We start from the raw sequence: 22,280 nt of genomic DNA on the forward strand, positions 1-22,280 counted from the left end.
CCCGGTGGGGCCCCCGCCCCCCCCGCCGCCCCCCCGCCCCCCCGCCCCCCCGGCCCCGCCCCCCCCCCCCCCCCCCCCCGGGGGCCCCCCGGGGGGGGGGGGGGCCCCCCCCCCCCCCACTTCTGACAACTCGTCGGTGAACGAGTCTCAGCTCGTGCGCACCGCCTGCGGCTCCTCCGACATCTGCTCACGGTCGACGCGCGCCGCGCGCAGCCTCGAGAGGATGACCGCCCCGAACGCGATGCCCGCGGCCACCACCGCGATGCCGATGCGCAGGGCGTGGTTGGCGTCCTCGGGGACGCTCAGGAGCACGACAGCGGGGGCGATGAGCACAGAGACCAGGTTCATGACCTTGAGCAGCGGGTTGATCGCCGGCCCGGCCGTGTCCTTGAACGGGTCGCCCACGGTGTCGCCGACGACGGTCGCCTCGTGCGCCGGGGACCCCTTGCCGCCGTACGCGCCGTCCTCGACGATCTTCTTCGCGTTGTCCCACGCCCCGCCGGAGTTCGCCAGGAAGACCGCCATGAGCACGCCCGCGCCGATGGCCCCCGCGAGGAAGCCCGCGAGCGGGCCCACCCCCAGGCCGAAGCCCACGGCGATGGGCGCGAACGCGGCCAGCAGGCCGGGCGTCGCGAGCTCGCGCAACGAGTCGCGCGTGCAGATGTCCACGACCTTGCCGTACTCGGGCCGCTCGTCGTACGTCATGATCCCCGGGTGCTCGCGGAACTGGCGGCGCACCTCGTAGACGATCGCGCCGGCCGCACGGGTCACGGCGTCGATCGCGAGGCCCGAGAACAGGAACACGGTCGCCGCCCCGAGGATCACGCCGACCAGGGTGATGGGCGAGATGATCGAGTAGTCGAGCATCGAGACCACGAGCCCCCCTGCCGGGTTCGTGATGTCCGCGAGCGCTCCGCCCACCGCGTCCGCATAGGACCCGAACAGCGCGGTCGCAGCAAGGACCGCGGTCGCGATCGCGATGCCCTTGGTGATGGCCTTGGTCGTGTTGCCCACGGCGTCGAGGTCCGTGAGGATCTGCGCGGCCTCCGGGTCGCCGTCGCCCGCCTCGCCGACGGACATCTCGTAGATCCCCTGCGCGTTGTCGGAGACCGGTCCGAACGTGTCCATCGCGACGATCACGCCCACGGTCGTCAGGAGCCCGCAGCCCGCGAGCGCGATGAGGAACAGCGACAGCCAGACCGAGCCGCCCGCGATGAGGAAGACGCCGCAGATCGCTGCCGCGATGATGCCCGCGGTGTACACCGCGGACTCGAACCCGACCCCGATGCCGGACAGGACGACCGTGGCCGCCCCCGTGCGCGAGGTGGCGGCGACGTGGAGGGTGGGCTTCGACGTCGTGCCCGTGAAGTAGCCCGTGACCCACAGGATGATGCCCGCCAGGACCACGCCGATGAGGACAGCGAGCGCCGCGACCACGCGCGGGTCGCTCGTGACGTCGCCCAGGTCCGCGGTGCCCGACAGCTCCGAGAACGACGACGGCAGGTACGCGAACGCCGCGACGCCCGCCAGGACCGCACCGAGCAGCGCCGAGAGGTAGAACCCGCGGTAGATGGCCCGCAGGCCGTTCTCCTCGCCACGGATACGCGTGATGAACACGCCCAGCACCGCGACGAACGCGCCGATCGCCGTGACGATCAGCGGGAAGACGAGCCCCTGCTCGCCCATCGCGGCCTTGCCCAGGATGAGGGCCGCGACGAGCATGACGGCGTAGGACTCGAACAGGTCCGCGGCCATGCCCGCGCAGTCCCCCACGTTGTCGCCCACGTTGTCCGCGATGGTCGCCGCGTTGCGCGGGTCATCCTCGGGGATCCCCTGCTCGACCTTGCCCACCAGGTCGGCACCGACGTCCGCCGCCTTGGTGAAGATCCCGCCACCCACGCGCATGAACATCGCGAGCAGAGCAGCCCCGAACCCGAACCCCTCGAGCACAGCCGGCGCGTCCCCTCGGTACAGCAGGACGACCCCTGCCGCACCGAGCAGCCCTAAACCCACGACGGACATCCCCACCACGCCTCCGGTGCGGAAGGCCACGCGGGCCCCCTCGGCACGGCCGCCGGGTCTGGTCGCAGCCGACGCGACGCGCACGTTCGCGCGCACCGCGAGCCACATCCCCAGGTAGCCGATGCACGCAGAGAACCCGGCCCCCACGAGGAACGCGACCGAACGACCGACCTTGATGCCTGCGTCCCCCGGCAGCAGGAACAGGAGACCAAACACGATCACCGCGAACAGGGCGAGCGTGCGGAACTGCCGGTTGAGGTAGGCCGACGCACCTTCCTGGATCGCTTGCGCGATGTCCTGCATCTTCGCGGTCCCCTCGGGCGCCGCGAGGACCTGGCGTCTGAGCACGAAGGCGAAGACCAGCGCGGCGAGCCCGATGGCCCCGATCACCGCGACGATCGTGAGACTGGTGGAGCTGAGCGTGAGCATCCGTCCTCCTTGACGACTGCTGGACCGGGGTCACCGGCTGGCCTCCGGCACCCCCGGAGGATGCGCCCGAGTCTAGCCATGTGTGGCGCACGTCACGCGACGTCGTGCAGGTCTTCACGAGCGAGCACCCCAACGATCCGGCGCGGTCGCCCGTCATGATCAGTGACACCACCCACCACGGGTGGTCCGGTGCACGACGAAGGGGGACCGGTGGCCACCTGGGACGACGAGCTCGCCGCGCTGACAGCACAGCGCGGGCAAGCGCTCACGGGGTACGCCTACCTGCTCTGCGGGAACAGGCGCGATGCGGAGGACGTGGTGCAGGACGCACTCGTCAAGGTCTTCTCACGGCTTCGCGGAAGGGGTCCGACGCCGTCGCGACAGCCCGCGGCCACGGCACCCGAGGGCGGGACGAGGCTCTTCACGCTCGACGACGCCCCCGGCAGCGAGGCCGACCGCCCCGTCGCGCACCTCGAGGGGTACGTACGACGAGCGATCCTCACGCTCTACCTCGACGGCTACCGCCGGCGACGGAGCTGGCTCGGGCTGAGGCACCTCGTCGGGCAGCGAGAGACCGTCCCCGGCCCGGAGGCACCTGCGTCGGCCCGCGCCGACACGGCCAAGGCGCTCGCCGGACTGACGCCGCGACAGCGCGCGTGCGTCGTGCTCCGGTACTACGAGGACCTGACCGTGCCCCGCATCGCCGAGGAGCTCGGGTGCGCCGAGGGGACCGTCAAGCGGCACCTGTCCGACGCGATGGCCGTCATGCAGCAGACGCTCGGCGCGACACCTGCGGTCGTCACGACGACACAGGGGGATCCGGCCCTCACGACGACGCCGACGCGCCCGGCAGTGGTCGGGTCGGGTCCAGAACCCGACCCGACCCAGCCCGTCGAGACGACACCGAGCACCACGAACGGGAGGAACACCCAGTGAGCGCCACCGACCACGGACCCTCGAACCACGACGACGACCTGAGCCGCGCGCTGCGCGACCTGGTCGACGACGCGTCCCTCCCCGGTCTCGACACCCACCTCGACGTCGTCCGCGGACGGACGCGACGCCGTCGGGCAGCGAAGAAGGTCGCCCTCGGGGCGACCACGCTGTGCGTCGCCGGGGCGCTCGGCGTCGCGGCGATCGCGCTCCCGCAGGACGTACGGCCCGAGCCCGTGGCCCCGGCCGAGTCCCCGTCGCCCTCCGCGGACCCGACGGAGACGCCCGCACCGACCCCGACGTTCCCCGCCGGGATCGACGCCGCGGCGCTCGCGTGCCAGCAGCCGGCTCCGACCCCGACGGGCGACGACCTGCCCGCCCGTCTGAGCGTCGGGGTGCCGGACCTCACGGTGCAGACCGCCGGCTCCGCGACCGCACCGACCCTCCTGCGGTTCGACGGCGACGCACGCCTCCGGTACGCCGACTCGGCGACGGGCGCGTACGTGGTCGCCCAGGGCGGGGTCATCGTCAGCTCGGCGCTCCCCGCTGCCGAGACGACAGGTGAGGCCACGCCGGCCCCCGGCTCCTCGGCGGCCTGGGAGATCGACGTGGCGTCGTCAGCGTCGTGCGGCCCGGCAGGCGCGCAGCCCTCGCCGCTCCCCCCGGGTGACTACGAGGTGTTCGCGCTGCACCGGTTCCCGCTCACGGGCCTCTCGGCCATCCAGCCGGACGGGACCTGGGGCGAGGAGACGACCGGGTCGCTGTTCGACGGGTGGCTCGTCGCCGACCCGGTGCCCCTCACGGTCACGGAAGGACCGGACCCGGTCGTTCCCGGCGCCTTCGCGTCCCCCACGGTCTCGTTCCCGTTCCCTGCGGAGGCCACGAGGGCCGACATCCGGTGCCTGGGTCCGGTGCCGGAACCGACCGGCCCCGAGATGCTCGCACGACTGACGTTCGACCAGCCTCGACTTCGCCTCACGCGCGGTTCGTCGACCACCATGGCGCTCACGCTCGCCGCTGTCCCCGCCGCACGGGTGACCTACCAGGACTTCACGGGCGAGATCGGTTGGGCCGTCGTGAAGGACGGCCGCGTGGTCTCGTACTCCTTCGGCAGCACGGACACCTCGACCATGGTGTCGCTCGACGAGAGCTCGGCGCAGCACGACGTCGCGGAGACGCACGCGATCCGGTGCGACCACGACGGCTCACCGGTCACTCTCGAGGACGTCCTCCCCGCGGGTGACTACGAGCTCTACGGCATCGAGATGTACCGCCCCGTCAGCTACTCGGTCCGCCTCCACGACGGCACCTGGGGGGCGACCGTCGAGGCCGACCTGACGCGGCCTCCGTTCGGCTTCTTCGATCGGGACGTCGTCTCCGAGCCGATCCGGCTCACGATCGAGTGAGCACGGCCGGACGTCACCGCCAGGTGTCGTCCGGCCGACCCACGGCCGGCTCACCTCTCGCAACCACCGCTCCTGCGCTTGAATGGGTGCACCGCCGGCCTCAAGGAGCACGCATGCCCCGCTCGACCTCTCTCTCCCGCACGTCCGCCCCTCCCTGGGCGGAGGCGGTCGCGTCCTGGACGGGCAGGATCGTGCAGGCCGTCGCGTTCTGGCTCGTGCTGGCGCTGATCCTGCTCCTGTTCGCCCCGGGGTTCGTGCGGACCGTGAGCGACTGGCTCGCGGTGCTCAACCTCCCGACGTTCCCGAGCGTGTTCTCCGTGGTCCTGGTCGGTGTGATCGCGAGCGGGCTCCTGCGCAGGCAACGGGCGGCCCTGTGGTTCGTGGTCCTCCTGTGGCAGCTCCCGGTCGCGGTGCTGGGGCTGGCGGTCGGGCTGCTCTGGGTGTTCGACGACGACAAGCAGGCCCTGCGCTCCGACGGCCTGGTCCTCTCTCCTCTGGAGATCGCGTCCTGGGTCGTCGCGGTCGTCGCGGTCGTCCTGCTCATCGCGGCTCGCTCGGCGTTCCCCGCCAAGGTCAGCAAGGGAGCCTGGTGGCGCGCGATCCTCGTGCTCGTCGTCGGCGTCGCGCTCTCGGCACTCATCACCCTCCTCCTCCTGGAGGTCGTCCCCAACACCCTGCACGGGATCCGCAACCGGGTGAACTGGAGCCTGTCGGTCGCGACGGGCCTCGCACCCAGCGACTACCCGCTGCACGCGGACGGCACGGGTCCCGCGTGGCTCGCGCTCGTCGCGGGCCTGATCTCGGCCCTGGCGCTCGTCCTGGCGATCGCGGTCTTCATGCGATCGGCACCCCACGACGCCAAGGTCGAGGCCGCGGACGAGCTCGCGGTGCGCAAGCTGCTGCTCGAGCACCCGAGCGACGACTCGCTCGAGTACTTCGCGACCCGCTGGGACCGCAGCGCGGTCTTCTCGCAGGACCAGCGCGCGGCGATCTCCTACCGGGTCATCTCGGGCGTGTGCCTCGCCGCAGGGGACCCGATCGGCGACAAGGCGAGCTGGCCCGACGCGATCGAGCAGTGGCGCGCGCACGCCCGCAGGTTCGGCTGGGTCCCCGCGGTGCTCTCGACGAGCGAGCTCGGCGCCAAGGCCTTCCAGGCCGTGGACCTGCACCCGATCGCGCTGGGCGACGAGGCCATCATCAACACGCGCACCTTCAACCTCGACGGCCCGGCCATGCGGTCCGTCCGGCACGCGGTCGCGCGCCCCGAGCGCGAGGGCTACCGCGTCCTGGTCCGCCGCCAGTCGGAGATCGCCCCCGACGAGCTCGCGAAGCTGGTCGCCGTGGCCGACGAGTGGCGCCACGGCGAGGAGCGCGGCTTCTCCATGTCGTTGAGCCGCCTCGGGGACCCTGCGGACCCGCGCGAGATGATCGTCTCGGCGCACGACGCCGACGGGAACCCGCGCGGCCTCCTGTCGTTCGTGCCGTGGGGACGCCGCGGCCTGTCGCTCGACGTCATGCGCCGCCACCCGCAGGCAGTCAGCGGCGTCACCGAGTTCATGGTCACCGAGCTCGTGGCCGCGGGCCGCGGCATGGGGATCGACCGCATCTCGATGAACTTCGCGATGTTCCGCGGGTCGTTCGAGCAGGGTGCCCGCATCGGGGCGACGCCGGTCCAGCGCTTCAACCGCCGGGTGCTGCTGATCGCGTCGCGGTTCTGGCAGCTCGACTCGCTCTACAAGTCGAACGAGAAGTACCTGCCGGACTGGAAGCCCCGCCTGCTCTGCTACCAGAACGCGGGCCAGCTCACGCAGATCATCTTCGCGGTCGGGCAGGCCGAGGGCTTCCTGCCGAACACCCCGAACCTCCTCCACCGCCGAGACCGCTCTCCGGACCTGCACCGGCCCGAGATCTCCGCGGCCTTCGCCGATGCCGTGCGCGCCCAGGAGACCGCACTGCTCACGGTCTCGGCGCCCACGCGCCGCCTGACCGAGCAACAGGCCACGCGCCACGCCAAGCTCGGCGTCCTGCGGGCCGCGGGCATGGAGCCCTACCCGGTCTCGGTCCCCCGGACCGTCTCGATCGGCGAGGCCGTGCACCAGGGCACCCAGGTGCCCGACGGCGGCGCGCCGGCCGGGGCGAGCACCTCACCGGGCGACGTGGCCACCGGGGGCGACCTGTCCGTCGTCGGGCGCGTGGTCCGGCTGCGCGACCACGGCGGCGTGATCTTCGCCGACCTGCGCGAGGGCACCGACGAGATCCAGGTCATGTTCACCGCGGACCGGCCGGGCCCGGACCTCGCGCTGTGGCGCCGAGCCGTCGACCTCGGCGACCAGGTGAGCGTCACGGGCGACCTCACCCGCAGCCGACGCGGCGAGCTCTCGCTGCACGGCACCGCCTGGTGCATGGCCTCCAAGGCCCTGACCTCCCCTCCCGACAAGCACCGCGGGCTCGCCGACGCCGAGGCCAAGGTCCGGCTCAAGCACATGGAGCTCGCCCTCGACACCCGCACGGCCCAGGTCCTGCGCGGACGCAGCGCGGCCGTGAAGTCGCTCCGCGACTCGCTCGCCGCGCGCGAGTTCATCGAGGTCGAGACCCCGATCCTGCAGCGCGTGCACGGCGGGGCCAACGCCCGCCCCTTCACGACGCACATCAACGCGTACGACGTGGACCTGTACCTGCGCATCGCCCCCGAGCTGTTCCTCAAGCGACTCGCGATCGGCGGGGTCGGCAAGGTCTTCGAGCTGGGCCGCAACTTCCGCAACGAGGGCGCCGACGCGACCCACAACCCCGAGTTCACGTCGCTCGAGGCCTACCAGGCGTACGGCGACTACACCTCGATGCGCGTCCTCACGCGCGACCTCATCATCGAGGCCGCGATCGCGGTGCACGGCGAGCCGATCTCGCGCCGGGCCGACGGGACCGTCGTCCGGCTCGACGGCGAGTGGCCCGTCCACACCGTGCACGGGGCCGTGTCCCGGGCCGTGGGCCAGGAGGTCACGCCGGACACCCCGCTCGAGACCCTCCAGGCCATCTGCGAGGAGAAGGGCGTCCACTGGACCCCGACCATGACGCACGGCGCGATCGTCACCGAGCTCTATGACGCGTTCGTCGAGGGGCAGACCGTCGAGCCCACGTTCTACACCGACTTCCCGCTCGAGACCTCGCCGCTGACGCGCACGCACCGCCGCGACCCGCGGCTCGCCGAACGGTGGGACCTCGTGGCGTTCGGCGCCGAGCTGGGCACCGCGTACTCCGAGCTCATCGACCCCGTGGACCAGCGCGAGCGCCTCACGCAGCAGTCCCTGCTGGCCGCCGCGGGCGACCCGGAGGCCATGGAGGTCGACGAGGAGTTCCTGTCCGCCCTGGAGTTCGCGATGCCCCCCACGGGCGGGCTCGGGATCGGGGTGGATCGCGTCTACATGATGCTCATCGGGGCGAGCATCCGCGAGACGCTCGCGTTCCCGTTCGTCCGGCCGTCGGGTCGCGGCTGAGCGGGACCTCGGTGGCCCCGCCCCCGCATCCCGGCAACCTTCGCGTACCGGACGACCGCGGGCTTGCCCCGCGTCCCGCCGAGCGAACCTCCGCACGAGTTTTCCGCACCACCGTGCGGAGAGTTCGGCACGGGGTGTGGATGGCGTCACACGGAGCGATAACGAACGGGTAACGTAGGCGGCGATCGGGCGCAGCACGGACGGCAACGACCACTGGCTCCCGCACCACGGCAGTCAGCAGAGTCCTCCCCCGGGAGGTCGTCCAGAGCACAGGAGTCACGTCAGGTGGAAACGTCCGCACCGGTCCAGCAGCGCCCGCACGGCGCAGTGCCGACCCCCACGCGGCGTCAACGTCAGGCCGAGCTCCGCGCGCGAGAGCTCGCCGCGGCCGGGGTCGACGGACGCGCCCACGCAGACACCCTGCACGTCGAGCACCGCCACACCTCGCCCCGCCCCTCGACGTTCGCGGTACCTCAGGTCGCCGCAGCACCTCACGCGCCGGCCCGCGTCGAGGCCCCGTTCTCCGCTCCCGCACCGTTCACGAGCACGCACGCTGCGCCCGCACCGACCCGTCAGGCACTCTCCCCGGCCGCCGCGGCCCGCGCCATGGCTCCCGTCGAGACGCCGGTCGCGGCCCGGCCTGCGGCCCCACGAACCTCTCCCTTCCCGCCCACGGGGATCCAGCGTGCCGCCGAGCCCGTCGCGCCGCTGCAGACCCCCTCGGGTGAGATCCCGGTCGTCCTGGTCCCGGCGCCGACCCCCCTGCGCTCCGCTCCCACGCCCGTCGTCGCCACCCCGCCCGCACCGTTCGTCGCCACCGGGTTCAGCGCGGCCACGACGGACGAGCACCCGTTCGCCCCCCTCACGCGGCGCGAGCGCAAGGCCGGCGGACCGGCCACGGGTCCCACCCCGGTCGTCGCCTCGGCCATGCCCACGCGCGGCCCCCTGTTCGGCTCCAAGTTCGTGGCCCGCGCCGCGACGGGCGCTGCCTTCGTGGGCGCTCTGGCGTGCGTCCCCCTGGTCCTCCCCGGCACCGCCTCGGGAGACTTCGCCCCGGGCGGTCTGCGGACGGACCTCGCGGACGACGAGACCGGCGACGCGACGACCGAGCTCGCCCAGCAAGAGGTCGACGCCGAGGAGCAGCTCCTCAGCCAGGCACAGGACCTGCTCACCCGCGCCGACGGGCCGGCTGCGGAGCGTGCCACCAGCCCGCAGGACCTCGCGGACGCGAAGGCCGAGCTGGCCGCGCTCACCGAGTCCCTGATCGCCGAGCGTGCTCAGGGCACGGACCGCGCCTCACGTTCGAGCGAGCGCACGGCCCTGACGACGGAGACCGCAGCGGAGGTCGACACCGAGGCAGTCGCTCCCGCGACCAGCGAGGACGTCGCCCGCGCGGCGAACCGTGTCGCGGTCCTGCTCCAGGACTTCGGCGAGACGGCAGCCTCCGGCGTCACACCGGCACCGGCGACTCCCGCCGAGCTCGCTGCCGAACGTCGCGTGCGCGCCGCGAACCTGCTCGCCCAGTGCGGGTCCACGAACTTCGCGAACGGGCGGATCCCGGCTTCCGCGCTCACGAGTCTCTCGTTCGCCCGGAGCCACATGCTGCGCTGCGACGCGGCGGCGATGCTCGAGGAGCTGTCCGCGGCCTACCAGCAGCGCTTCGGCGAGCCGATCGGCCTGACCGACTCGTACCGCTCGTACTCCAGCCAGGTCTCGACCCGCGCCGCCAAGCCCGGCCTCGCGGCGGTCCCTGGCACGTCGAACCACGGATGGGGCCTGGCGATCGACCTGACCTCGCCCGCCTCGAACCCCGGCTCGGCCCAGTACAAGTGGCTGCGCGCCAACGCCCCGCTCTACGGCTGGGACAACCCGCCGTGGGCCCGCAGCAACGGGTCCAAGCCCGAGCCGTGGCACTTCGAGTACGCGTCCGGCTGGTAGCGCGCGCTCAGCGGAACTCTGCCTCCACGACGGGAGCCACCGCCCCGTCGGGCACCTCCCCACGCAGCACCTGCGCGACGACGTCGGGACGGGTGAGCGGGAACATGTGCCCCTCGCCCCGCAGTCCGTAGACGCTCGCGCCCAGGCGCGCACCGAGCTCACGCTCGTCCCGCAAGAACGCGCCCTGACCACGCCTGCCCCAGCCGACGAGCTGGACGGGGCGCACCGCGAGCCGCCGCAGCGCCCTCGCGTCGCGCGCGAAGAGCGTGGTGACCCGTTCGGCCTGCGCCCAGCTCTGCTCGTACTGCCCGGTGAGCAGGCGCCACGCCTCGGGCGTGCCGTAGCGGCGGACGGCCTCGTCGTCGGGCAGGGGGTCGGGGCGGTTCGTCGCGTCGTACCAGGCCCGACGACGCAGTGCGGGTCCCCGCCTCGTCACCGCCCGGCAGCGCGAGAGCAGGAGCCCGCTCGTGTGGACGACACGCTCGGCGAGGAGCGTGAGCCCCACGGGCGCAGGCCGCTCGGGACGGCGCGGAAGGAACGGGGTCGTGGGGTCGAGCAGCAGCACGGCCCCGAGCTCCTCGGGGTGGGTCAGCGCCCACTCGATCGCGGCCAGACCGCCCACGCTGTGCCCCACGAGCCCGACGCTGCCCGGCGCCTGGTCGTCCGCCAGCCCGAGCTCGGCACGGATCGCCGCGACGGGGGCCGTGACGGCGGTGTCCCAGGAGTCGAGCACCCGGACCGTCGCGTCCGGGAACTGCTCGCGCACGACCCGGGCGACGGGTTCCATGTCCGAGGGAGCGAGCAGGAGACCGGGGAGGACGACCCAGGTCGTGGGTGCCGGTGTGGTGATCGCCGAAGCCATGCGGCACAGTCCATCACGGCTCGCTGTGCGACGCCGGTGAGCGCGCTCTGCGGTCCTGGGGAACGTCCGTCTCCGGTGCCCCGTGGTGCGGCTGGCGCAGCGTCAGGACCTGCGCGGCCAGCACGAGCACCACGGAGAACGCGACGATCTGGACCCGCTGGACGATCCCGGTCCCCACGGGGAGCGGGCTGCCGAACAGGCCGATCGTGCCCGTCACGACCCCCAGGAGCGGTCCCAGCGCGCCCGCGAGGCGGGCCGAGATGCCGAGGGGGGTGCGCCGTCGGACGCGGGCGAGCCACACGACCCCCGCGCTCGCGACGAACGAGCTGACGCCCGAGGCCACGCTCGAGAAGGTGTGGGCCTGATGAGCGAGGCTGAGCTCCCCGGCCTCCTCGCGTGCGGCGCAGTCGCCCACCGAGAGCGCGCAGTCGAGCGGCAGCAGCGCGTCCGCCACGGTCGCGAGGCCGAACGCGACGAACGCCCAGAACGTCACCTTCTGCACGAGCGTGGCGGTCGGCTCGCCCGCTCGACGGGCCAGCCGGTAGGCCGTCCCCAGGAGGGCGAGGCCGACGAGCACCAGGGCGCCCGCCGCCACGTCCGTGGACCGGAAGAGCGGCGAGGTGGCCTGGTCGAGCGCGGCCAGCTCGGACAGGTAGGACCGCGCGGGGTCGAGGGGCCAGCCCGCCGCCGCCTCGACGACGACCCCGAGGTAGAGGACCCCGGCGAGGGTGAGCAGGACCTGCGCCGCCGTGACCAGCCGGTGCTGCCCGGTCGTCGACCCAGTCGCCATCCGACCGCCACCACCCTCTCTCGTCCGACCACCTCTTCGGCGCTCGGTCCACTTCACCCCGCGACGACTACAACGTTTCGCTGCACCTGTTCGTCTCCGGTGACGAGAGGATAGTTCTTCCACCCCTGAGGAGCCCCATGTCGAGCAGGACCGACAGCGACGGACGGCGCGGTCGCGCGGTGGACGACCGCCTGACCGAGCTGGTCCGGGCCCGTGGCCCCGCCCTGGTCGGCTATGCCTACCTGCTCGTCGGGGAGCAGAAGGCAGCGGAGGACCTCGTCCAGGAGGCGTTCGTGAAGGTGTTCGTCAGGATGCGGGACGGTGCTTCGCCCGACGCGATGGAGGCCTACGTGCGACGGACGATCCTCACCCTCCACATCGATGCCTATCGCAGGTCCCGACGGTGGGCAGGGATCCGCCACCTGTTCACGATGCCGGAGCAGCACGATCAACGCATCGACGTCGACCAGGCCGCCGACATCCGCTCGGCCCTCGGTTGCCTCTCGACCCAGGAGCGCGCGTGCGTAGTCCTTCGGTACTTCGACGACCTGACCGTGCCGCAGACCGCCGAACGGATGAAGCTGCATCCCGGCACGGTCAAGCGCTACCTCCACAACGCCGTCTCCCGGCTCGAGACGATCCTCGGCCCGTTGGACGACGGCGACGCCGAGCACGACGAGGACGTCGCCGTCCTCCCTCTCATCTCCCGCCCCACCCCCCGGAGTGCTGACTCATGACCAGGATCGACGATCAGCTGCAGGCGCTGAGCAGGAGCGTGGCGCACGAGACGACAGGGTTGTCGCCCGAGGTGGTCGCCCTCCAGGTGCGAAGGGTGCGGCGTCGCCGTCGTACGGCCGTCGGAGGCACGCTGGGAGCCCTGTCGCTCGCCGTGGCCGTGGCGGCAGGAGCCGTGGACTGGTCTGCGATCCGAACCGACGCTCCGGCGCCCGCAGAGGCGCCGGCCGTCGTGGAACCGCTCGCGGGTGACACCATCCAGTGCGGGACACCCGAGAGCGAGATCGTCCCGACGACGACGCTCACCCTCACCGACGTCAACCCCTGGGAGGTCGAGGTCACGAACGTCTCCGACACCCCGTTCTTCGCCGCCTCCAACGGGTCGGCGCGCACGGTGCTGGTCCAGGACGGTCGGGTGGTCGCCATGACGCTGATGGAGGGGCAGCCGCTCGTCCCCGTCGACGTGGGACCTGGCGAGTCACAGGTGCTGGGCGTCGCAGGGGCCCAGGTGTGCACGGGTGGGGAGGACGACGGGACCTCCGTCGTCCCGGCGGGGACGTACACGGCCTATCGCGTGCTCCAGGTCGACGAGCTGGCCGGGCCTGACGCGCTCGACACCTGGGACGGCACCAATGGCACGCCCGTCAGTATCGTCTCGGCGCCCTCCTCGCTGGAGGTCACCGACATTGTCGACGCGTCCTCGTTCGCGTGCGGTGCGTCGGTCCCGGACCACCTGGTCGTCGAGGCCGGGCTGCAGCTCGTCGCCGGTTCGACCGGGACCCTGCCCGGGGACCAGACACCGGACCTGTCGCTGTCCCTCACCAACGGGACCGCTTCGTCGGTCACGGTCGACGTCGGCTGGGGCGCAGTCCACCTCGTGCAGGGTGGCGTCGTGGTGGCTCAGACCGTCGGCTTCCCTGACACAGGCTCCCGGTCGACGCTCGCTCCGCACGACTCGGTGCCGGTCAGCTTCGCGGCCCCCGACTGGTGCCCCGGCGTCGACGCGACGCAGCTCGACCCGTCGAGGATCGTCGCGTACGGCACCCTCGACCTCGCTCCGGCCACCGGGAAGTCCCCGATCGTCGTGCCAGGAGGGCCCTGGCGGGTCTCGGATGCCGACGTCGCCCGGGTCGGTACGGAGATCGGTGGCTTCGTCAGCCTGGGCCCGTGAGAGTCGGACGACCTCAGGCCACGAGTGCCTCGACGCCCGCGACGATGCGCTCGATCCCGAAGTCGAGCTCGGCCTCGGGCGAGTACGCCGACTGCTGGGCCTCGCCGACAGTCGCCCCGACGCGTCCCGCGACCGTGAACGTGCTCATCGCGCTGATGCGTTCGAGCAGCGGGGCGTTCGCGGCCCACCACTCGTCGTCGGTCTGGCCGCTCGCCTCGTGCGCGGCGCTGGCCGCACGAGCGCGCCGGGCCGCGGTCGTCGCCTGTCCCACGACGAGCGTCACGGTCGCGTCCATCGCGACGTCGTCGAGGCCGACGCCCTCGATCGCGCGGAGCTCGACGTCGTACTTGCGCGTCTCCCCCGGCCCCAGGACGGGGCGCGCGAGGTCGATGTCGAGCAGCCACGGGTGGGCCGCGAACAGGTCCCAGTTGGCTCGCGCGACGGAACGCAGCCGGTCCTGCCAGGTCGCCCCGGGCGCGTGCCCCTGGGGGTAGAGCTCGCCGTAGGCGCGGTCGACCACGAGGTCGACGAGGTCGTCCTTGTTCTGCACGTAGGTGTAGAGCGACATGGTCCCGATGCCCAGCGCGGCTGCGACCTTGCGCATCGAGAGCCCCGTGAGCGCCCCGTCCTCGTCCGCGAGCCCGACGGCGGCGCGCGCCACCTCGTCGGGCGTCCGGGACTGCTGGGGCCCCCGTGCGCCACGGTCGGCGTGCAGACCCCAGAGGAGGGCGAGGGTCCGCGCGGGGTCGCGCGGCGTCGCGGGAGGTGCGGGGCTGGGCGTCGGGGTCGGCACGGGCTGCCTCCTCGGTCGGGGTCGGGGATCATCGAGGAGTGCCCGACGTTCACCCGAACTGTCGGGAATGATCTGCGTACATCGTACGTTGATCGGCTCGGGAAACGTCGACGGACGGCGTACCAGGAAGGCCACGTGACCCTCGCAGCACGCAACCCGGCCGGAGCCGGACCTGGCGGGTCCGGCGAGCACGGCACCGACGGCCATGCCGCACGGGCACGCTGGGACACGGGGACCGTCGACGCGCTGCTCGACGCGTGGGCCTCGGGCGACGCGTCGCCCTCCGAGGTGTTCTGGGGCGCGGTGTGCGCCGAGGCCCTGAGCCACGTCGCGGCAGGACACCTGGTGCCCGTGGTCGGGGCGGCCTCGGTCGGGTCGGGTACCGGGAGGCCGGCAAACACCGCGGGGTCGGCGAGCACCGCCGGGTCGGCGAGCACCGCCGGGTCGGCGGGCTCTGCCGGGACCGCCGACACACCACCCTCGGCCAGGTGGCGGCTCGGGCCGCTCGACGGCCCCTCGCTCGACCGTGTGCACGCGCTCGCCGGCGCCATACCGCTCGACGAACGAGGGGCGGGCCCGAGGAGTGACGCAGACGCGCGGACCGCCCTGGTCCGGGCCGCCATGGATGCCGTGGCGGACGCCCTCGTCAGGGAGGCCGGAGCGAGCACCGGAGTGCCTCGCGGGGTGGCCCGCGGCCTGGTCGCGGCGCCGGGAGCCGGCGCGCCCCCGGTTCCCGACCAGCTCACGGACTGGGCGCACGATGCCGCGGCGCTCCTCGACCCACGGGTGGCCGTGAGCCTGCGGCTCGAGCCGCTCGTGCGCCGTGCGACCGATGCAGGTGCTGCCGAGGGCGACGGGTCTCCGGCCGACGGCGACCGCCACGAAGACCTGGCCACGTGCGACTGGCTCGCGACCGTGATCGTCCGCGGCCCCACCGGGACCCGCCCTGCCGCGGACCTGTGGGCGTCGGCCCGGACCGGCGAGGGAGCACGCGAGGCCCAGGAGGCGATCGGTGACGTCCTGGTCCGGCTGCGCGCGGGAGCGGTGGCCTGGCCCCCGCTCGACGGGCTGCTCGACCAGGCCGTCCCGGGCTCGCTCGTGCTCGCCCCGGCCGACGTCCGCGAGCTTCTCGCCGAGGGCTCCGCGTCGCTGGCGGCGACCGGGATCGCGGTCGGGTGGCCCGCCCACCTCGCGGGTCAGGTGCGGTCCGTCGCGGTCTTCTCCCCGACCGAGGTCCCCGGTGACGACCCTGACGAGGAACGCTGGGCCCTTCCCGCGCTGCTCGGCTCCCCCGGCCACGGCCGTCCGCGGTCTGGCTCGCCGTCACCCATGACGCTCACGCACGAGCTGACGCTCGACGGCGTGCGGCTCACCGCGGACGAGCGCGAGCACCTGGCGCGCGTCCACGCGGAGGGGCGCTCCGCCGTCGTGCAGCTGCGTGGGCGCTGGGTCCTCGCGGATCCCGCCGCGGCCACGGCCGCGACGCGGCGCTCGCCCCAGCCCGTCTCCGCGCTCGACGCCGTCGCGGCCGCGCTCACCGGCGTCGCCCGCGTGGGCGACCACGAGCTCGCCGTGACCCCGACGCCCTGGCTCGACCGGCTGCGCGCCGAGCTCGAGGACCCGTCCCCGGCGCGTGACGTCGTCGCGCCCGAGGGACTCCACGCGTCGCTGCGCGACTACCAGCTCGACGGCCTGCGCTGGCTCGCACGCCTGACAGGGCTGGGCCTGGGCGCGTGTCTCGCGGACGACATGGGCCTGGGCAAGACCGTCACGCTCATCGCGCTCCACCTGCACCGCGCTCGCCCCCGGCCCGACGACGCCGCTGCTCCCACCGGGGAGGCGGCGGGCGCCGGGCCCACCCTGGTCGTGTGCCCGGCCTCGCTCCTGGGCAACTGGGAGCAGGAGATCCGCCGGTTCGCGCCGGGCGTCGCTGTGCGGCGCTTCCACGGCGCGTCGCGCGACCTGCGCGGGGTCACCGACGGGTTCGTGCTCACGACCTACGGGACGGTCCTGTCGGACTCCTCGCAGGCCCACCCGGTGCTCGCGGCGCACCGCTGGGGGCTCGTCGTCGCGGACGAGGCCCAGCACGTCAAGAACCCGGGCTCGGGCACCGCGAAGGCGCTGCGGACGGTCCCCGCGGAAGCGCGCGTGGCCCTGTCCGGGACGCCCGTCGAGAACAACCTCACCGAGCTGTGGGCCGTCATGGACTGGCTCGTCCCCGGGCTGCTGGGTTCGCGCGGGCAGTTCCGGCGCCGGTGGGCCGACCCGATCGAGCAGACCCGCGACCCCGTGCTGGCCGAGAGGCTATCCCGGCTGGTCCGACCGTTCCTGCTGCGGCGACGCAAGTCCGACCCCGGGATCGCGCCCGAGCTGCCGCCCAAGACCGTGACCGACCAGGTCGTGCCGCTCACGGCCGAGCAGGTGGGGCTCTACGAGGGCGCCGTGCGGTCGGCGCTCGAGGAGATCGACCGGGCCGAGGGCATGGGGCGGCGCGCCAGGATCGGTGGGCTGCTCACGCACCTCAAGCAGATCTGCAACCACCCCGCCCAGTACCTGCACGAGGACGAACCGCGGCTGTCCGGGCGATCCGGCAAGCTCGACGCGTTCACCGAGCTCGTCGCGACCGTCCGGGCCGAGGAGGGCGCGATCCTCGTGTTCACGCAGTACGTCGCGATGGCCCGACTCCTCGAGTCCTACCTCGCGCGTCGTGGCGTCCCGACCATGCTGCTGCACGGAGGCACGCCCGTGGCCCAGCGCGAGCAGATGGTCGCCCGGTTCCAGGCCACCGAGGAGATGCCGCCCGTGTTCCTGCTCTCGCTCAAGGCCGCGGGCACCGGGCTCAACCTCACGCGGGCCGACCACGTGATCCACTACGACCGCTGGTGGAACCCGGCCGTCGAGGAGCAGGCCACCGACCGGGCGTACCGGATCGGCCAGACCCGGCCCGTCCAGGTGCACCGCCTGACCAGCGAGGGAACCATCGAGGAGCACATCGCCCGCATGATCGAGTCCAAGCGCGAGCTCGCCGACGCGGTCCTGGCGCCGGGCGGTGTCGAGGGCGCGATCTCCGAGCTCAGCACGGCCGACCTGGCCGAGCTGGTGTCGTTGCGGGGAGCCGACGGCGGCGAGCGATCGTCCGCCGCCGGCGAGAGGGGGCGCTCATGAGCGCCGTGGGCTTCCCCGCCTTCCCCCCGACCGGTACCGCCCAGGGCGCCGTCCGCCGGGGGCAGTCCTGGTGGGCGCGCTCCTGGGTGCGCGCCATGGAGGAGTTCGCGCTCGACGCAGGCCCGCTCAAGAAGGGACGCGCCTACGCGCGCACCGGTCGGGTCGGGCCGATCACGGTCAGCCCCGGCGCGGTCCAGGCGCGCGTACAAGATGATGACGGGGAGATGTACCACACGGTCGTCTCGCTCGAACCGTTGTCCGACGACGAGTGGGACAGGTTCCTCGAAGCCCTCGCCTCGCGGTCCGGGCGGCTCGCTGCCCTGCTCGCCGGGGAGATGCCGCGCGACGTCGTCGCTGCGGCCCTCGACGCCGACGTCACGCTGCTCCCCGGGATCGGCGACCTCGAACCCGCGTGCGACTGCCCCACCTGGGACCTGCCCTGCCTGCACGCGGCGGCGCTCAGCTACCAGGCGGGCTGGCTGCTCGACGCCGACCCGTTCGTGCTCTTCCTGCTGCGCGGACGCTCGCGCGAGCAGGTGCTCGACGCGCTGCGGGGGATGTCGACACCAAGCGACCTCACGGCGGGCGACCTCACGTCGCGCACCGCCACGAGCGGCCCCACCGGAACCGGCGGCGAGGGCATGGCCGACCACCCGTCGCCCGACCCGGGCGACGACCCGGCGAGCGACACAGGGACAGGAGCGGCGCCGTCGGGCCCCCGTGTCCTGGGCGAGCTGCCCCCGCCGCCCGACGTCCCCGAACCGCCCGCGGCAGCCGACCTGCTCCCCGGCGTCCCGGACCGGACCCCCGACGGGACCCCTGTCGACGTCGCGGCACTGCGAGCCGTGCTCGCCGCGGCGGCCCTCGCCGCCGCCGAGCGGCTCACGGCTCTGGACCGCTGACGGCCCAGGTCTCAGGCGCGCTCGAGCAGGACCATGACCTCGTAGTGCGAGGTCTGCGGGAACATGTCGAGCACCCGCCCTCGCACGGGGCGCAGCGACGGCATGGCCGCGAGGTCGCGGGCCAGCGACTCGGCGTTGCAGCTCGAGTAGACGACCTGCTGAACGGTCGAGGACTCGAGCCAGCCCGCGAGCTCCGCGCCGATCCCCCGCCGCGGCGGGTTCACGATCACCAGGTCGGGGACCCGCTCGGCCGCGAGGGCGAACGCCGTGGCGTCACCGGCCCGGAACGTCACGTCGTCGAACCCGGCCTGCGCGGCGCTGCGCTCGGCGCTCACGATCGCCTCACGGCTCGACTCGATCCCGACCACGTCACGCCCCGGCGACGCGCAGTGCAGCGCGAACCCGCCGACGCCGCAGTACAGGTCCCAGACGCTCGACGGCGCGGCCTCGTCGACCCACTCGCGCCCCTGCCGGTACAGCGCCGCGGCGACCTCGGTGTTGGTCTGGAAGAAGCTCTGCTGGCGCAGGTGCATCTCGATGCCGTTGACCCGCATGGTCAGGGTGTCGGCCTCGGTGAGCAGGATCTCCTGGTCGCCCTCGAGCGCCGCCTTGTGCTCGGGCAGGATGTTGGCCGACACCACGCGCGCCTGCGGCAGCGCGTCGAGCAGGCTCGGCAGGTGCTTGCGCAGGCGCGACACCGGCTCCTGCGACCGGAGCACGAAGCGCACCATGAGCTCGCGGTCGGGCGACTGCGTGACCAGCACGTTCTTGAGCTCGCCGCGCCGCGTCGTCACGTCGTACGGCGTGAGGGCCGCGCGCGTGACGAACGCCGCGAGGACGGGGAAGACTGCCTGGAGGTCGGCCGGGTACAGGCCGCAGTCCTGGAGGTCGACGCCACGCCCGCCCGCGTCGAGGATGCCGAGCGTCGGGTGCTCGACCGTGCCGCCCACGACCATCTTGGCCTTGTTGCGGAAGCCGTACTCCTGGCTCGGGAACGGGCGGTCCCACCGCAGTCCGTCGTGCGCCGCGAGGAGGTCGCCCGCGTGCCGCTGCTTGTCGGCGAGCTGCGCGGCGTAGCCCTGCCCCATGAGGGTGCACGAACGGCACTCGTGGGCGTCGAAGTGGGGGCACTGCATTCCCCCGAGTCTACGGGGCGGGCCTCACGGACCGGCCCAGCGTGCGGGCCGGGAACGTGCGGGCCGGGGACGTCCGTGGTCCGGGACGCGCGGGCCTGGGGAACGCGCGGGCCGGGCGACCGCTACCGGCAGCTCGTGCCGATCACCACGGTCGCGCCGAGGTCGTCGTCGGTCAGGGTCCGGGCGACGAGCCCGGCCCGCTCGAAGAGCCCGACGGCGACGGGAGCCTGGCGCGCACTGGTCTCGATCAGGAGGTGACCGCCCGGGGCGAGCCAGGCCGCGGCGTCGGCGGCGACCCGTCGGTGCACGTCGAGCCCGTCTGCGCCCCCGTCGAGCGCGACCCGGGCCTCGTGCAGCCGGGCCTCGGGGGGCATGGTCCCGATCGCTTCGGTCGGGACGTACGGGGCGTTGACGACGAGCACGTCGACCCGTCCTCGCAGCTGGTCGGGGAGGGCGTCGTACAAGTCGCCCTCATAGACCTGTCCATGAAGGTTCCGGCGCGCGCAGCGCACGGCCGCGGGGTCGATGTCAGCGGCGTGCAGGTCGATGCCGGGACGGGCTGCGCGCAGCACCGCCCCGAGAGCGCCCGTGCCGCAGCACAGGTCCACGACCGTCGCGTCCTCCCCCGTGACCTCCACGGCGGAGGACGCGAGGAGCTCCGAACGCCTGCGGGGCACGAACACCGTGGGCTCGACGAGGATGCGCAGGCCGCAGAACTCGGCCCAGCCGAGGACCTGCTCGAGCGGGAGCCCCGCGACCCGGCGCGAGACCATGTCGTCGAGCTCGGCGGGGGAGGTCGCTGCGGCGACGATCAGGTCTGCCTCGTCCTCGGCGAACACGCAGCCTGCGGCGCGGAGGGTGAGCACGATGTCCGACGGGGTCATGGGGAGACTCACGCTACTACCCGGTGGGCAGGGCGCGCGGGCGGATAATGGACCCGTGCCCGACGCCGCAGCCCCCGTCCCCGCCCGCCCCACCACTCCCGTGGTCGCCACCCCACGGGGTCCGTCCCCGCAGGCCCGCACCCACGCCGAGGACCTCGCCCGGTTCGTCGAGGCCTCGCCCTCGTCGTTCCACGCGGCCCACGAGGTCGCCCGGCGCGCGGTCGAGGCGGGCTTCACGCTGCTCGACGAGGCCGACGCCTGGCCGCTCGCGAGCGCGGAGGGGCGCTACGTCGTCGTGCGTGACGGTGCCGTCATCGCGTGGGCGACGCCCGCGGGGGCGAGCGCCACGACGCCCTTCGCGATCCTCGGCGCGCACACCGACTCCCCCGGCTTCAAGCTCAAGCCCAAGCCGACCACGGGCCGCGAGGGCTGGTGGCAGGCGGGCGTCGAGGTGTACGGCGGTCCCCTGCTCAACTCGTGGCTCGACCGCGAGCTCGAGCTCGCCGGGCGCCTCGTGACGCTGGACGGCCGCAGCCACCTGGTCCGCACCGGCCCCCTGCTGCGCATCCCCCAGCTTGCGATCCACCTCGACCGGAGCGCGAACGAGGGTCTGACGCTCGACAAGCAGCGCCACACCCAGCCCGTGTGGGGTCTCGGCGCGCTCGGAGCCCCCGACGCGGACCTGCTCGCGCTGCTCGCCGAGCACGCGGGCGTGCGAGCCGCGGACGTCGGCGGGTACGACCTGGTCGTAGCCGACACCCAGGCCCCGCGGATCTTCGGGGCGCACGAGGAGCTGCTCGCCTCGGGTCGGCTCGACAACCTGCTGTCGGTGCATGCCGGGCTCACGGCGCTGCTCGAGGTGGCGGCGGGGGCGCCTGGGGCGTCCACGGGGGCCCGTCGTGGGCGGCACGGGGCGCCCGTCGCCGTGCTCGCGGCGTTCGACCACGAGGAGATCGGCAGCGAGACCCGCTCGGGGGCCAGCGGCCCGTTCCTCGCCGACGTGCTCGCGCGCATCAGCGCCGGCTTCGGCGCCGGCGAGGAGGACCGGCACCGTGCGCTCGCGGGGTCGCTGTGCGTGTCGAGCGACGTCGGCCACTCGGTCCACCCCAACTACCCCGAGCGCCACGACCCGGCCAACCGGCCGCTGGCCGGCGGCGGTCCCATCCTCAAGATCAACGCCAACCAGCGGTACGCGACCGACGCCCACGGCGCGGCAGCCTGGGCCGCGGCCTGCGCGGCAGCCGGCGTGCCGAGCCAGGAGTTCGTCTCGGAGAACACCGTGCCCTGCGGGTCGACGATCGGTCCGCTCACCGCGACCCGGCTCGGGATCCGGACGGTCGACGTGGGCGCGCCCATCCTCTCGATGCACTCGGCGCGCGAGCTGACGGCCGTCGCGGACCCGTACTACCTGTCGCGGGCGATCGGGCAGGTGTTCGCGGGCTGAGGACGGAGGACACGCGCTGACGTATCGCTGCATGCTGTTCCTGCCGAGGTAGACCCGTGTGCGCGAGGTAGACCCCCCTGGGGCACTACCTCGCGCACACGGGTCTACCTCGTCGCCCGCCAGCGGCAGCGTCCGCTCGACGGTTCGGCCCGGCACGCCCCAGGTGGGAGACTCGGAGA

Annotated in this window: 15 protein-coding genes; 9 read left to right on the forward strand and 6 right to left on the reverse strand. The window is 73.6% G+C overall.

The annotated features are described in order from the left end of the window. Positions 1-147: 147 nt before the first annotated feature. A complete protein-coding gene (locus ACIPWA_RS13055) occupies positions 148-2,451 on the reverse strand; it encodes a sodium-translocating pyrophosphatase (protein WP_400290765.1) in 2,304 nt (767 codons plus the stop codon). Positions 2,452-2,661: 210 nt separating this feature from the next. Here ACIPWA_RS13055 and ACIPWA_RS13060 point away from each other — a divergent pair, with 210 nt between their 5' ends. The 4 genes from ACIPWA_RS13060 to ACIPWA_RS13075 all read left to right on the forward strand — a co-directional run bounded on the left by ACIPWA_RS13060 (position 2,662) and on the right by ACIPWA_RS13075 (position 10,219). Then, entirely contained in the window at positions 2,662-3,387 is a 726-nt protein-coding gene (locus ACIPWA_RS13060) for an RNA polymerase sigma factor (protein WP_400290766.1), read from the forward strand. Beyond that, a complete protein-coding gene (locus ACIPWA_RS13065; protein ID WP_400290768.1) occupies positions 3,384-4,790 on the forward strand; it encodes a hypothetical protein in 1,407 nt (468 codons plus the stop codon). Before ACIPWA_RS13060 ends, ACIPWA_RS13065 begins: the two co-directional genes overlap by 4 nt. 113 nt (positions 4,791-4,903) lie before the next feature. After that, a complete protein-coding gene (gene lysX, locus ACIPWA_RS13070; RefSeq protein WP_400290770.1) occupies positions 4,904-8,281 on the forward strand; it encodes a bifunctional lysylphosphatidylglycerol synthetase/lysine--tRNA ligase LysX in 3,378 nt (1,125 codons plus the stop codon). 285 nt (positions 8,282-8,566) lie between these two features. Continuing rightward, positions 8,567-10,219: a M15 family metallopeptidase gene (locus ACIPWA_RS13075; protein ID WP_400290773.1), complete on the forward strand. Its 1,653-nt coding sequence runs from the start codon at positions 8,567-8,569 to the stop codon at positions 10,217-10,219. A 7-nt stretch (positions 10,220-10,226) separates the two neighbouring features. On the opposite strand, the gene ACIPWA_RS13080 is transcribed toward ACIPWA_RS13075, so the two are convergent. Both ACIPWA_RS13080 and ACIPWA_RS13085 read right to left on the reverse strand, forming a co-directional pair. Continuing rightward, complete coding sequence (locus ACIPWA_RS13080; protein WP_400290775.1) at positions 10,227-11,081, reverse strand: alpha/beta fold hydrolase; 855 nt, start codon at positions 11,079-11,081, stop codon at positions 10,227-10,229. Positions 11,082-11,094: 13 nt separating this feature from the next. Next, complete coding sequence (locus ACIPWA_RS13085; protein WP_400290778.1) at positions 11,095-11,871, reverse strand: DUF998 domain-containing protein; 777 nt, start codon at positions 11,869-11,871, stop codon at positions 11,095-11,097. 137 nt (positions 11,872-12,008) lie between these two features. On the opposite strand from ACIPWA_RS13085, the gene ACIPWA_RS13090 reads away from it, so the two are divergent. Next, positions 12,009-12,608, forward strand: a complete 600-nt coding sequence (locus tag ACIPWA_RS13090) for a SigE family RNA polymerase sigma factor (RefSeq protein WP_400290780.1) — start codon at positions 12,009-12,011, stop codon at positions 12,606-12,608. Beyond that, positions 12,605-13,777 carry a hypothetical protein gene (locus ACIPWA_RS13095; RefSeq protein WP_400290783.1) on the forward strand — a complete coding sequence of 391 codons (1,173 nt, stop codon included), beginning with the start codon at positions 12,605-12,607 and terminating at the stop codon, positions 13,775-13,777. The genes ACIPWA_RS13090 and ACIPWA_RS13095 overlap by 4 nt, the downstream gene beginning before the upstream one ends. A gap of 13 nt (positions 13,778-13,790) precedes the next feature. On the opposite strand, the gene ACIPWA_RS13100 is transcribed toward ACIPWA_RS13095, so the two are convergent. Then, positions 13,791-14,570: a TetR/AcrR family transcriptional regulator gene (locus ACIPWA_RS13100; RefSeq protein WP_400290785.1), complete on the reverse strand. Its 780-nt coding sequence runs from the start codon at positions 14,568-14,570 to the stop codon at positions 13,791-13,793. A gap of 135 nt (positions 14,571-14,705) precedes the next feature. Between ACIPWA_RS13100 and ACIPWA_RS13105 the strand changes: the two genes are divergently transcribed. Both ACIPWA_RS13105 and ACIPWA_RS13110 read left to right on the forward strand, forming a co-directional pair. After that, positions 14,706-17,735: a DEAD/DEAH box helicase gene (locus tag ACIPWA_RS13105; protein WP_400290788.1), complete on the forward strand. Its 3,030-nt coding sequence runs from the start codon at positions 14,706-14,708 to the stop codon at positions 17,733-17,735. Beyond that, positions 17,732-18,637, forward strand: coding sequence for an SWIM zinc finger family protein (locus ACIPWA_RS13110; RefSeq protein WP_400290790.1), 906 nt, complete (start codon positions 17,732-17,734; stop codon positions 18,635-18,637). The genes ACIPWA_RS13105 and ACIPWA_RS13110 overlap by 4 nt, the downstream gene beginning before the upstream one ends. Positions 18,638-18,648: 11 nt before the next feature. Here the strand turns inward: ACIPWA_RS13110 and rlmC are convergent, their stop codons facing one another. After that, on the reverse strand, positions 18,649-19,773 hold the full coding sequence (gene rlmC / locus ACIPWA_RS13115; RefSeq protein WP_400290792.1) for a 23S rRNA (uracil(747)-C(5))-methyltransferase RlmC: 1,125 nt from the start codon (positions 19,771-19,773) through the stop codon (positions 18,649-18,651). A gap of 122 nt (positions 19,774-19,895) precedes the next feature. Next, positions 19,896-20,657 (reverse strand): putative protein N(5)-glutamine methyltransferase, encoded by a 762-nt coding sequence (locus tag ACIPWA_RS13120; RefSeq protein ID WP_400290794.1) that lies wholly within the window; start codon positions 20,655-20,657, stop codon positions 19,896-19,898. Here ACIPWA_RS13120 and ACIPWA_RS13125 point away from each other — a divergent pair. Next, positions 20,656-22,101: a M18 family aminopeptidase gene (locus tag ACIPWA_RS13125; protein WP_400291599.1), complete on the forward strand. Its 1,446-nt coding sequence runs from the start codon at positions 20,656-20,658 to the stop codon at positions 22,099-22,101. The genes ACIPWA_RS13120 and ACIPWA_RS13125 overlap by 2 nt on opposite strands. Positions 22,102-22,280 lie beyond the last annotated feature (179 nt).

Origin of the sequence: Oerskovia enterophila (assembly GCF_044748475.1) — a bacterium.
GTDB lineage: Bacteria > Actinomycetota > Actinomycetes > Actinomycetales > Cellulomonadaceae > Oerskovia > Oerskovia enterophila.

What these genes read in the sequence shown, in the direction of transcription:
- ACIPWA_RS13055 (WP_400290765.1), bottom strand. Translation starts at nt 2,451, where the DNA reads ATGCTCACGCTCAGCTCCACCAGTCTCACGATCGTCGCGGTGATCGGG.
- rlmC (WP_400290792.1), bottom strand. Translation starts at nt 19,773, where the DNA reads ATGCAGTGCCCCCACTTCGACGCCCACGAGTGCCGTTCGTGCACCCTC.
- ACIPWA_RS13125 (WP_400291599.1), top strand. Translation starts at nt 20,656, where the DNA reads ATGGGGAGACTCACGCTACTACCCGGTGGGCAGGGCGCGCGGGCGGAT.
- ACIPWA_RS13080 (WP_400290775.1), bottom strand. Translation starts at nt 11,081, where the DNA reads ATGGCTTCGGCGATCACCACACCGGCACCCACGACCTGGGTCGTCCTC.
- lysX (WP_400290770.1), top strand. Translation starts at nt 4,904, where the DNA reads ATGCCCCGCTCGACCTCTCTCTCCCGCACGTCCGCCCCTCCCTGGGCG.
- ACIPWA_RS13090 (WP_400290780.1), top strand. Translation starts at nt 12,009, where the DNA reads ATGTCGAGCAGGACCGACAGCGACGGACGGCGCGGTCGCGCGGTGGAC.
- ACIPWA_RS13095 (WP_400290783.1), top strand. Translation starts at nt 12,605, where the DNA reads ATGACCAGGATCGACGATCAGCTGCAGGCGCTGAGCAGGAGCGTGGCG.
- ACIPWA_RS13085 (WP_400290778.1), bottom strand. Translation starts at nt 11,871, where the DNA reads ATGGCGACTGGGTCGACGACCGGGCAGCACCGGCTGGTCACGGCGGCG.
- ACIPWA_RS13110 (WP_400290790.1), top strand. Translation starts at nt 17,732, where the DNA reads ATGAGCGCCGTGGGCTTCCCCGCCTTCCCCCCGACCGGTACCGCCCAG.
- ACIPWA_RS13120 (WP_400290794.1), bottom strand. Translation starts at nt 20,657, where the DNA reads ATGACCCCGTCGGACATCGTGCTCACCCTCCGCGCCGCAGGCTGCGTG.